This window comes from Pseudomonas sp. 18058, assembly GCF_902706155.1.
In the GTDB taxonomy this organism is placed as follows: domain Bacteria; phylum Pseudomonadota; class Gammaproteobacteria; order Pseudomonadales; family Pseudomonadaceae; genus Aquipseudomonas; species Aquipseudomonas rustica.
Map to the genome: position 1 here is coordinate 22,064 of NZ_CACSJY010000016.1, position 11,948 is coordinate 34,011.

9 protein-coding genes are annotated in these 11,948 nt (G+C 60.0%); 7 read left to right on the plus strand and 2 right to left on the minus strand.

Annotation, left to right across the window (positions count from 1 at the left end):
- Positions 1 to 70 precede the first annotated feature (70 nt).
- The 5 genes from mgtA to GVL50_RS11065 all read left to right on the plus strand — a co-directional run bounded on the left by mgtA (position 71) and on the right by GVL50_RS11065 (position 8,212).
- A complete protein-coding gene (mgtA, locus tag GVL50_RS11045) occupies positions 71 to 2,770 on the plus strand; it encodes a magnesium-translocating P-type ATPase (RefSeq protein WP_159812922.1) in 2,700 nt (899 codons plus the stop codon).
- 145 nt (positions 2,771 to 2,915) lie between these two features.
- Positions 2,916 to 3,632: an MgtC/SapB family protein gene (locus GVL50_RS11050; RefSeq protein ID WP_159812923.1), complete on the plus strand. Its 717-nt coding sequence runs from the start codon at positions 2,916 to 2,918 to the stop codon at positions 3,630 to 3,632.
- 148 nt (positions 3,633 to 3,780) lie between these two features.
- On the plus strand, positions 3,781 to 4,215 hold the full coding sequence (locus GVL50_RS11055; protein WP_053118871.1) for a hypothetical protein: 435 nt from the start codon (positions 3,781 to 3,783) through the stop codon (positions 4,213 to 4,215).
- A gap of 141 nt (positions 4,216 to 4,356) precedes the next feature.
- Complete coding sequence (locus GVL50_RS11060) at positions 4,357 to 4,983, plus strand: response regulator transcription factor (protein WP_053118873.1); 627 nt, start codon at positions 4,357 to 4,359, stop codon at positions 4,981 to 4,983.
- Positions 4,984 to 4,993: 10 nt separating this feature from the next.
- A complete protein-coding gene (locus GVL50_RS11065) occupies positions 4,994 to 8,212 on the plus strand; it encodes an ATP-binding protein (protein WP_159812924.1) in 3,219 nt (1,072 codons plus the stop codon).
- A 4-nt stretch (positions 8,213 to 8,216) separates the two neighbouring features.
- On the opposite strand, the gene dkgB is transcribed toward GVL50_RS11065, so the two are convergent.
- Both dkgB and GVL50_RS11075 read right to left on the minus strand, forming a co-directional pair.
- Positions 8,217 to 9,020, minus strand: coding sequence for a 2,5-didehydrogluconate reductase DkgB (dkgB, locus tag GVL50_RS11070; protein ID WP_159812925.1), 804 nt, complete (start codon positions 9,018 to 9,020; stop codon positions 8,217 to 8,219).
- Positions 9,021 to 9,266: 246 nt separating this feature from the next.
- Positions 9,267 to 10,175 (minus strand): LysR substrate-binding domain-containing protein, encoded by a 909-nt coding sequence (locus GVL50_RS11075; RefSeq protein ID WP_159812926.1) that lies wholly within the window; start codon positions 10,173 to 10,175, stop codon positions 9,267 to 9,269.
- Between the two features lie 105 nt (positions 10,176 to 10,280).
- On the opposite strand from GVL50_RS11075, the gene GVL50_RS11080 reads away from it, so the two are divergent.
- Positions 10,281 to 11,147: a pirin family protein gene (locus GVL50_RS11080; RefSeq protein ID WP_159812927.1), complete on the plus strand. Its 867-nt coding sequence runs from the start codon at positions 10,281 to 10,283 to the stop codon at positions 11,145 to 11,147.
- An 86-nt stretch (positions 11,148 to 11,233) separates the two neighbouring features.
- On the plus strand, positions 11,234 to 11,917 hold the full coding sequence (locus tag GVL50_RS11085) for an isochorismatase family protein (RefSeq protein ID WP_159812928.1): 684 nt from the start codon (positions 11,234 to 11,236) through the stop codon (positions 11,915 to 11,917).
- Positions 11,918 to 11,948 lie beyond the last annotated feature (31 nt).

An 11,948-nucleotide genomic window follows, 5' to 3' on the forward strand; every position in this document is an offset into this window, starting at 1 on the left:
GTTTTTCCGGCGGACGAGGCGCGGCCGTACCTGCTTGACGGTTTCCCGGCTGACCACAGGGGCAACAGCCATGAAACTTACGCTCAAGGAATTTTTCGCAGGCTTCCTGCGCACCCGCCACATCGCCCGGCACTTCCGTCGCCTGGCGTTGCTGGAATCGATCAACGACACCACGGTCAGCCGTGAAGTCCCGCCGACTCTGGCCAACACTCTGGTCGATGCCGCGCATTGCGACAGCGGTGTGCTGCTGTCGTCATTGGGCACGCATTCCGATGGCCTCACCGATTTCGAAGTCGATGCGCTGCGTGCGCAATACGGCCTCAACGAAGTCGAACACGAGCAGCCGCTGCCATGGTGGATTCACCTGTGGCACTGCTACAAAAACCCGTTCAACCTGCTGCTGACCCTGTTGGCGGTGATCTCGTGGCTGACCGAAGACCTCAAGGCGGCCGTGGTGATTTTTTCCATGGTGGTGCTGTCGACGCTGCTGCGCTTCTGGCAGGAAAGCAAATCCAACCAGGCCGCCGACGCACTCAAAGCAATGGTTAGCAACACCGCGACAGTGATGCGCCGTGACGCGCCACGCAGCGAATTGCCGATCAAACAATTGGTGCCGGGCGATCTGATCGTGCTCTCGGCCGGTGACATGATTCCTGCCGATTGCCGCGTGCTCAGCGCCAAGGATCTGTTCGTCAGCCAAGCTGCAATGACCGGCGAATCGATGCCGGTGGAGAAGTTTCCGCGTCAGGCTGATCGCGACACGCGCAATCCGCTGGAGCTGGACAACATCCTGTTCATGGGCACCAACGTGGTGTCCGGCACAGCAGTGGCGGTGATTCTCACCACCGGTAACAGCACCTATTTCGGTGCGCTGGCCCAGCGTGTCGGCGCAACCGATCGCACGGTCACTTCGTTCCAGCAAGGCGTCAACAAAGTCAGCTGGCTGTTGATCCGTTTCATGTTCGTGATGGCGCCGCTGGTGCTGTTCATCAACGGTTTCACCAAGGGTGACTGGACGGAAGCATTGCTGTTCGCGTTGTCGATTGCCGTCGGCCTGACCCCGGAAATGCTGCCGATGATCGTCACCTCGACGCTGGCCAAAGGCGCGGTGTTTCTGTCGCGCAAAAAGGTCATCGTCAAACGCCTCGATGCGATCCAGAACTTCGGCGCGATGGACGTACTGTGCACCGACAAGACCGGCACGCTGACTCAGGACAAGATCTTCCTCGCGCGCAATGTCGACGTGTGGGGCGCTGATTCCGATGACGTGCTGGAAATGGCCTACCTCAACAGCTACTACCAGACCGGCCTGAAAAACCTGCTGGATGTCGCGGTGCTGGAGCACGTGGAAATCCACCGCGAACTGAAAGTCGGCACGGCGTTTCGCAAGGTCGATGAGATCCCGTTCGACTTCAATCGTCGGCGTATGTCGGTGGTGGTCGAAGGGCGTGGCCAACCGCATCAACTGATCTGCAAAGGCGCGGTGGAAGAAGTGCTGGCGGTGTGCAGCCGCGTGCGTCACGGCGACGTCGATGAAGCCTTGAGCGATGAATTGCTGACCCGGATTCGTCAGGTCACCGCAGCATTCAACGCTGAAGGCTTGCGCGTGGTGGCCGTGGCCGCACGCTCGATGCCTGAAGGTCGCGAAATTTACAGCCTGGCCGATGAGCAAGAACTGACGCTGATTGGTTACGTGGCGTTCCTCGATCCACCGAAAGAAAGCACTGCACCCGCGCTGAAAGCCTTGGCCGAACATGGCGTGGCAGTGAAAGTGCTGACCGGCGACAACGAACTGGTGACCGCGAAGATCTGCCGCGAAGTCGGCCTCGCGCAACAAGGCTTGCTGCTGGGCAACGACGTCGAGCGCATGAGCGATGCCGAACTGGCGGTGGCGGTAGAGACCACCAATGTCTTCGCCAAACTGACGCCGTCGCACAAGGAACGCATCGTGCGCATCCTTAAAGGCAATGGTCACGTGGTCGGGTTCATGGGCGACGGCATCAACGATGCGCCTGCGCTGCGTACCGCCGACATCGGTATTTCCGTGGACAGCGCGGTGGACATCGCCAAAGAAGCGGCCGACATCATCTTGCTGGAAAAGAGCCTAATGGTGCTGGAGGAGGGCGTGCTCGAAGGGCGGCGCACCTTCGCCAACATGCTCAAGTACATCAAGATGACCGCCAGCTCCAACTTCGGCAACGTGTTCTCGGTGCTGGTCGCCAGTGCGTTTATTCCGTTCCTGCCAATGCTGCCGATGCACCTGTTGGTGCAGAACCTGCTCTACGACATTTCGCAGATTGCCATTCCATTCGATAACGTCGACGAGGAAATGCTGAAAAAACCGCAACGCTGGCAGCCGGGCGACGTCGGGCGCTTCATGCTGTTTTTCGGCCCGATCAGTTCGATCTTTGACATCACCACGTTCGCCTTGATGTGGTACGTCTTCGATGCCAACACCCCGGATCACCAGACGCTGTTCCAGTCCGGCTGGTTCGTGGTCGGGCTGCTGACCCAGACGCTGATCGTGCACATGATCCGCACGCCGAAGATTCCGTTCCTGCAAAGCCGTGCCGCCATGCCGCTGCTGGTGATGACCGGAATCATCATGGCGGTCGGCATCTTCCTGCCGATGGGGCCGCTGGCGCACTACTTCAAATTGCAGGCGCTGCCGTCGCTGTACTTCGTATTCCTGCCGGTGATCCTGCTGGCGTACATGGCGCTGACCCAAGCGGTGAAAGGCTTCTACATCCGCCGGTTCGGCTGGCAATAACAGCACGGCCAACACCGTTCCCCTGTGGGAGCGAGCTTGCTCGCGAAGGCGTTCTGTCAGTTAAACATCTGTTAGCTGACACACCGCTTTCGCGAGCAAGCTCGCTCCCACAAGGAGTTGATGCGTTCTCAAGAGGGATTTACACATGCAAGCCATCAACAACCTCAACCTCGATTCACTGCTCGATACCCTCGTCAGCCTCAGCGCCGCGTTCATCCTCGGTGGCCTGATCGGCTTCGAACGGCAATACCGGCAACGCACCGCTGGCCTGCGCACCAACGTGCTGGTCGCCGTCGGCGCAGCGATTTTCGTCGACATGGCCAACCGTCTCACCGGCGCTGAAGGCGCGGTGCGTGTGGTCGCTTACGTGGTCTCCGGCATCGGTTTTCTCGGCGCCGGGGTGATCATGCGTGAAGAGGGCAACGTGCGCGGCCTCAACACCGCCGCCACCCTGTGGACGTCAGCCGCCGTCGGTGCCTGCGCCGGCGCCGACCTGCTCGCCGAAGCCGTGCTCGGCACGCTGTTCATCCTCGCCGCGAATACCTTGCTGCGGCCGATCGTCAACAACATCAACCGCCAGCCGCTGGACGTTGTGTCGGCGGAAGTCACCAACATCGTTTACGTCATCGCCCGGCGTTCGCAGCAAACGGCGGTGTTCGCGTTGCTCGAAGCGGAGCTGGAACGCAGTAATTACCCGGCCAGTGATGTCGACGTGCATGCCTTCGGTGCCGACGAGATCGAGATCGAAGCGACGCTGGCGACGACGTCGGTGGACGGCGATGAGCTGGACGCACTGGTCGCGCGGATCTCGACGTCAGCGTTGGTGGTGCAGGCATTCTGGAGTCCGAGCACCACCGAATAGCGGCACTTTATTGGCACCGGCCTGGCGTGGCCGAGCGCGTGAATCAAGGAATTACCGCCAGTCTTTTTAGGACGCGTCCTACAGAATCTTCCGTTTGGCCTCCGTAGGCTTGCATTCATTTGAAGCCGTTTAACCCGTGAGGTTTACGATGAACAACAAAGCCCTGCGCATTCTGATCGCCGATCCGCAACATTTTCACCGCATGAAAATCGAGCGTGCATTCAATGGCCTCGGCTACTACCGCGTGGCACCGGTGCAGAGCCTGGTCGACCTGCTGACCCTGGTCGATTACGGCTGCGAACCCTTCGACATCGTGGTGATAAACGCAGAGATGGCCGCTGGCTCACTGGATCTTCTGGGGTTTTTCCTCGATAACCCGCATGTTCGCCACGCCTTGATCTACAACGAACCTACTGCGCCATCACGGGCGATCCCGGGTTTTGCGCAGGATAATGTGCAGATCAGCCATTGCGTGCTGCCGAATGCGCGAATGATCGAGCAGTTGGCGGCGCTGGCCGATGCGCCAAAACCCGGAGCCTGCGCTGACTTGATGCGTGTTCCAGCGTTGAAACGTCAGGCTTAGACACAAATATTCAATGGCCGCAACTGTCAAACCTGACAGGTAGATTCGCCGTCGTTCCCGTGCAACAGTCTTTGCGCAGCCACCCTGTCCGCTCATGCGGTCGTGTGGCGCCAATGTCATGTCTTGCCATCGGGAGTGTTCATGAAGTCAGCGCTGATCGTCGATGATCATCCGGTGGTGTGCGCCGCCGTCAGAATCGTGCTGCAAGCGGAAGGTTTCAAAAAGATCCACGAGGCATCCAGCGGGAATGAGGTGCTGCCACTGATTCGTGAGCACGAACCTCAATTGGTGGTGCTTGACCTGAATTTGCCGATGCTCGGTGGGCTGGATGTGCTGGCGCGGATCAAGGCCAACGATCTGGAATGCCGGATTCTGGTATTCACGTCCCATGAGCCGTTGTTCTATCAGGAGCGTTGCCTGCGCGCCGGGGCCATGGCGTTTGTGCCCAAGACGAATCAGTTGGCGCAGTTGCACAAGGCGATTCAGGCGCTGATGTCGGGGTACACCTATTTCACGGCACTGCCTGATCAGGCAAACGCATCGAACGCTCTGCACTACACCGAGAAGCAGATGATCGATCAACTTTCCGATCGGGAGCTGAGCATATTCGTGCAACTGGCGCGAGGAGCGCCCAACAAGACCATCGCCGAAGACATGCACCTGAGCCACAAGACTGTCAGCACCTACAAAACCCGATTGATGACAAAACTGGGCGTCTCCTCCGGCGTTCATTTGCGTGATTTCGCTAAGCGCAATCACTTGATCTGAGAGGCCGCACATGCGCATCGGCCGCTGGGTTGTGATTGCATTGGCGGCGTGGGCGCTGACCGCGTTGGCCGAAACGGCGCCAACGACGTTGGAGATCCTCACGCGAACCCGGCTGGAGAATGTTCAAATACGGCTCGACGGCACCGACCGGCAATGGCTGCGCCAGCACCCGGTGTTGCGCATGGGCATTTCCGGGCCGGATTACCCGCCGTTCGAATTGACCCGCAACCACCATCAACTGGAAGGGCTCAGCGCCGATTACGCCGATCTGCTCGCGCAACTGCTGAATATGCGTGTCGAAGTGCTGCGTTACGCCAATCGGGAAGCGGCCATTACCGCGCTCAAACGGGGCGAGCTGGACGTGCTCGGCACCTCGAACAACTTTGAACTGGCTGACCCTGAGCTGGTGCTGTCCCGCGCGTACGCCGAAGATCAGCCAATGCTGGTGACCCGGCTCGGAGAAGCGCCGCTGGCCGATCTTGCCGGCAAACGCCTGGCCATGGCCGAAGACTATTTACCACTGGCGACCGTGCAGGGTTTTTATCCACAGACCCATATTCAGCGCTACCGCTCAGCCATGGACGCACTCGGCGCGGTGGCCTTCGGCAGGAACGATGCGTACCTCGGCGACTTCATCAGCGCCAATTACCTGATCAACACCAATTACCGCAACGACGTGCAACTGGCCGGGCCGTCCGGGCTGGATGCCAACCCGTTCGGCTTCGCACTGCGCCGCACGGATGCGCGATTGAAACGGATCATCGACAAGGCGCTGGCCGCCATTCCCCTGCATCAACGGCAGATCATCGAACAACGCTGGAGCGCCGGGCGCGCGGAAATGGCCGAGCAGTCGCAAGTACGCCTTAGTGCCAAAGAACAGCGCTGGCTCGACCAGCATCCGCGTGTGCGGGTCGGCGTTATCGATGATTTTGCACCGCTGTCGTTTTTTGATGCCGAAGGTCGCCTCAGCGGGCTCGCGGCGCCGTTGCTGAGTCTGATCAGTCAGCGCAGCGGCCTGACGTTCGAGGTGGTGCGCGGTCGCTCGCTGGATCGCCAGATCGAGCAATTGAAGGTTGGCGAGCTCGATGTGCTGCCAGTGGTGACGCCGAGCAGTGAGCGTGAAGCCGAATTGCGTTTCACCCGGGCGTATCTGAGCAATCCGTTCGTGCTGGTCACGGCAGCAGGTGTGGACAGCCCGCGCAGCCTCGATGATCTGGCCGGCAAACGCCTGGCGATTTATCGCGGGCATCCGTTGCGCGGGTATTTGCTCGAGCATGCACCGCAAGTGAAGTTGGTCGAAGTGCCCAGCCCGGCGGCGGGCATGGACATGATCGGCAAGGGCCAGGCGGACGCGACTCTGAGTTCGTTGCTGGTGGCGCGTTATCTGATCGCCCGTCATTACCGTGAGCGCGTGCGCATTGTCACCACAGTCGGTGATCAACCGGCAAGAATCGCCTTGGCTACGGTGCCGCAGGCGGCTGAGCTGCAGTCGATTCTGAACAAGGCATTGCTGAGCATTGCGCCGCAGGAAATCGATGAACTGGTCGGCCGCTGGAGCCATGACATGGTGGTCGATGACAGCTATTGGCTGCGTCATCGCGGGGAGATTTTGCGCGGTTTTATCGGTGCGGCGGTGTTGCTGCTATTGGCGCTGGCGTGGATCGTTTTTCAGCGCCGGCAGATTCGCCAACGGCAGCAATGGTTGCAGCAATTGCAGGAGGCCAAGGACGTGGCCGACGATGCCAATCGTGCGAAAACCACGTTTCTGGCGACCATGAGCCATGAAATCCGCACGCCGATGAACGCCTTGATCGGCATGCTCGAATTGGCCCTGAAACGCGCGGAGGAGGGCGTGACCGATCGCTTGGCGATTCAGGTCGCATCCAGTGCCGGGCAGCAATTGCTGGCGCTGATTGGCGACATTCTTGATATTGCGCGGATTGAATCGGGGCATTTGTCGCTGGCGCCCGAACGCGCGAATCTGCGTGAACTGGTGGGATCGGTGTGCCGGGTGTTTGAAGGGTTGGCGCGGCAGAAACGGTTGCTCTGGCACCTTGATCTAGAGGCTGGCAGTGACGTTGATGTGCTGATCGACCCGACGCGGTTCAAGCAGGTGCTGTCCAATCTGATGAGCAATGCGATCAAGTTCACCGAGACCGGCGAAGTGAGTTTGCAACTGCGCGTGAATGCTTTGGAGGCCGGACAACTGGCGGTCTGCGTGATTATCGAAGACAGCGGCATTGGCATCAGCCCTGAAGACAGGCAGCGTTTGTTCAGTCCGTTTGTGCAGGCCGGCAATGACCCGCATGCGGCGCGCAGTGGTTCGGGGTTGGGCTTGGTCATCAGTCGCAGCCTGTGCGAAATGATGGGCGGCGAGTTGCAACTAGAAAGCAAACCCGGCGTCGGCACGCGAGTCACCGTTCGGCTTGAGGTGGCGGTGCTGGAAGCGCTCGAACAAAACCATGCCGCCACGCCAATCACCTCCGAACCCTTGCAATCGCTGAGCATTCTGGTGGTGGACGATCACCCGGTGAACCGCTTGTTGCTGTGTTGGCAACTCAGTGAGTTGGGGCACCGGACGGTCGACACTGAAGACGGCGAGCAGGGCTTGAAACTGTGGCGCGAGCAATCTTTTGACGTGCTGATCACCGACTGCAACATGCCCCGGCGCAGCGGTTATGAACTGGCGCGCGCGATTCGTCAGGACGAAGCGCTCGCAGGTGCCGGTCGACGTTTGATTATTGGTTTTACGGCCAATGCGCTGGTCGAGGAAAGAGCTCGTTGCCTCGCAGCGGGCATGGACGATTGCCTGTTCAAGCCAATTCGTTTGCACGATCTGAGTGTGGCGTTGAGCGGCGTCAGCCACATTGAGCGAGGTATCGAACGATCAGAGAATCCGCCGCTGGCTGAGTTCGACCTCAGCGCGCTGGAGCAGTTGGCGGGGAATAACCGCGCCCTCATCGTTCACCTGCGCAAAGAAGTACTGAACAGCCTGCACGCCGATTTGCTGCGCCTCGACGATCTGTTGCAAACCCCTGACCGTGGCGGCCTGCGCGATCTGGCCCATCACATCAAGGGCGGTGCACAAATGGTCGGCGCCGCGCGCGTGGTGTCGGCGTGTACCGACCTCGAACACGCCTGCCGCGATGCTGAAAGCGCAACGCTAGGCGTGAGCGCCAGTGCATTGCGCGAGGCCATGCAAGGTCTCGCGCAACGTCTTCAGGCCTGAGCGATCAGTCCCAGATTGGCGCAATGCCTTTCGGACTGGTCAGACGGTGGCCGCGATCCAGCGTGGCGATTTGCGCCATGTCGGCATCGCTCAGCTTGAGGGCGGTGGCGCCGAGGTTGCTGTGCAGGTTGGCGCGCTTGGTCGACGACGGAATCACCGCGTACCCCGATTGCATGGCCCATGCCAGCGTGACTTGTGCCGGAGTGGCTTGCAGGCGCGTGGCGATCTGCTCGATCACCGGATCCTTCAAGACTTCACCGTAAGCGAGGGTCATGTACGAGGTGATGTGAATGCCCTGGCTTTTGGCGAACTCAGCCACCGCGCGGTTTTGCAGGTACGGGTGCAGTTCGATCTGGTTGGTGGCGATATTGTCGGCGCCGACGGCTTTGATCGCTTGCTTCATCAGGTCGATGGTGAAGTTGGATACGCCGATCTGCCGGGTCAGGCCCAGACGTTTGGCTTCCAGCAGAGCGCCCATGAATTCTTCGACGGGCACTTGGTCTTCCGGCGATGGCCAGTGGATCAGCGTCAGGTCGAGGTAGTCGGTCTGCAGTTTTTGCAGGCTCTCTTTGAGGCTGTCGATCAGGCGATCTTTGGCGAAGTTGGCGATCCATATTTTGCTGGTGATGAACAGATCTTCGCGGGGGATACCGCTGGCGGCGATGGCCTGGCCGACGTCGGCTTCGTTTTCATAAATTTGCGCGGTGTCGATGACGCGGTAACCGAGTTCGAGGGCAGTGCTCACCGAGTCAATGACCACCTGGCCTTGCAGGCGAAAGGTACCGAGGCCGAAAGCGGGAACAGACATGAAAGACTCCAAGGGATTGCAGTGGGAATGGGGTCGAGTATCCGCGTGTGCATCCTTGAGAAAAACCGCTGCCGGGGCAAAGCAGTGTTGAGCAGAAGTCATGAATCACATTTGAGTTTTGTGTTGTCTGGACTGGCCTCTTCGCGAGCAAGCTCGCTCCCACAGGATTTGGGGGTGTACACAACATTCATTACCAACATAAATCCCTGTGGGAGCGAGCTTGCTCGCGAAGCGCGCTCCGCCGATTCAAGCAATGTCGCTACGCGCAAATTCCTCGCCGAGAAAATCAATCAACGTCCGCACCGACGGCAACAACCCCCGCCGCGACGGAAAGATCGCATGCACCACCCCACACTTCGGTGCCCACCCCGGAATCAACTCCACCACGCGCCCGGCGGCAATGTCCTCACGCACCACCACACTCGGCAAATGCGCCACGCCGACCCCGGCAATCACTGCCTGACGCAACGCAATCAAATCATCAGTAACCATGCGCGGCGTGTGCCGGATCAGCGCAGTGTTGTCATTCGGCCCGAGCAATTCCCACTGATACTCACGCTGCGCCGCGCCCCAATGCAGGCTCGGCAAACCGTTGAGGTCAGCGGGCGAGGGCGGTGACGACAGGCGTTCAACAAACTGCGGACTGCCCACCACCGATTGCATGCTGTTGCCCAGTACCTTCATGACCATGTCGGTGTTTTCCAGCGGCGGAAAGCGCACGCGCAAAGCGATATCGAAACCTTCGTGAATCAGGTCGACGCGACGATTGGTGCTCTCGATGAACAACTCAACCAGCGGATACTTGAGCATGTAGCGCGTGAGCATCGGCCCGACCCACGAGTTGAGCAGCGCCGTCGGGCAACTCAGGCGCACCAGCCCCTGCGGCTCTGAGCGATTGCGTTCGATCAGTTCGGCGGCGCTTTCGGCTTCGATGCGCATGGCCAGACAACGCTGGTAATAAGCCTGGCCGATTTCAGTCAGCGAACAATGGCGGCTGGTGCGGTGCAGCAGGCGTACACCGAGGCGTTCTTCCAGCTCGGCAATGCGCCGGCTGAGCTTCGATTTGGGCATGTCCAGCGCACGCCCGGCGGCGGCGAATCCATGGTGTTCGACTACTTGGGTGAAGTAGTAAAGGGTGTTGAGGTCTTCCACCATCGTTCTCCAGATAGAACGCTAAGGCTGATTTTTGCAGTCTAGTGCATTAATGGTCACGGATTTAAGCTTAATCCATCGCATCACTCACCCCAATTGGAGACAACCATGAAAAACATCATCGGTATCTACACCAGCCCACGCGGCCATTGGGTCGGCGATGGTTTCCCGGTTCGCACGCTGTTTTCCTACGACAACCTGGGCAAACACATCAGCCCGTTCCTGCTGCTCGATCACGCTGGCCCCGCCGATTTCACGCCGACGACCGAACGGCGTGGCGTTGGTCAGCATCCGCACCGTGGTTTCGAAACGGTGACTATCGTTTATGAAGGCGAAGTGCAGCACCGCGATTCGACCGGCAGTGGCGGCGTCATCGGCCCGGGCGATGTGCAATGGATGACGGCGGCGTCCGGGATCCTCCACGAGGAGTTTCACTCGGATGACTTCGCCAAAACCGGCGGCAAACTGGAAATGGTGCAGCTGTGGGTCAACCTGCCGGCCAAGGACAAAATGGCCGCGCCGGGCTACCAGACCATTCTCGACCGCGACATCCCGAGCATCGCGCTCAAGGACAACGCCGGCAGCCTGCGCCTGATCGCCGGTGAGTTCGATGGCCACACCGGCCCGTCGCGCACGTTTACGCCAATCGACGTGTGGGATCTGCGTCTGAACGCCGGCAAGTTGCTGACGCTGGATCTGCACGAAGGGCGCAACACCGCGCTGGTGGTATTGAAAGGCTCGGTGCAGGTCAACGGTGTGGAATCGGTGCGCGAAGGGCAGTTGGCGCTGTTCGAACGTGATGGCAAGCAGCTGACCCTCGAAGCCAGCCAGGACGCGGTGGTGTTGTTGCTCAGCGGCGAACCGATCGACGAACCGATCGTCGGCCACGGCCCGTTCGTGATGAACACCGAGCAGGAAATCCACCAGGCCTTCGCCGACTTCCAGTCCGGCCGCTTCGGCCAGATGCACGCTTAACGCACAACCACTCCGCTCTACACAGGACGCGTAGGCCGGTTCGAAGGCCAGGGATGGCTGTTGCCTAAAGAAAAGAGGACACGCACATGAACACTGTCAATGCCGCGAACTTCGACGGCCAGAAACCGACCATCGATGCCAGCGACGCAGCCATGCTGCTGATCGACCACCAGAGCGGTCTGTTCCAGATCGTCAAGGACATGGACGTGCCGCAACTGCGCGCCAACGCCGTAGCGCTGGCGAAAGCGGCGACCCTGCTGAAGATGCCGGTGATCACCACCGCTTCCGTGCCGCAAGGGCCGAACGGGCCGTTGATTCCGGAAATTCACGAAGCCGCGCCGCATGCGCAATACGTGGCACGCAAAGGCGAGATCAATGCCTGGGACAACCCGGAATTTCACGCGGCAGTCAAAGCCACTGGCAAGAAAACCTTGGTGATCGCCGGCACCCTGACCAGCGTTTGCCTGGCGTTTCCGTCGATCGCCGCTGTGCATGAAGGCTACAAAGTGTTCGCCGTGGTCGATGCCTCCGGTAATCACTCCAAACTGGCCACTGATCTGACAGTTGCCCGTTTGGCCCAGGCCGGGGTGGTGCCGATCGACATCATGGCTACGCTTTCCGAGCTGCAAGGCTCGTGGAACCGTCCCGATGCCGAGCAGTGGGCGACCGTCTACGCCCAGGCCATGCCGCATTATCAATTGCTGATCGAGAGCTACCTCAAGGCTCAGCAAGTCGCGAACGAACACGAAGTGCTGGATTCCCAACGCTGATCGAGTCTCCCGAGGCCGGCCCCCGTCGGCC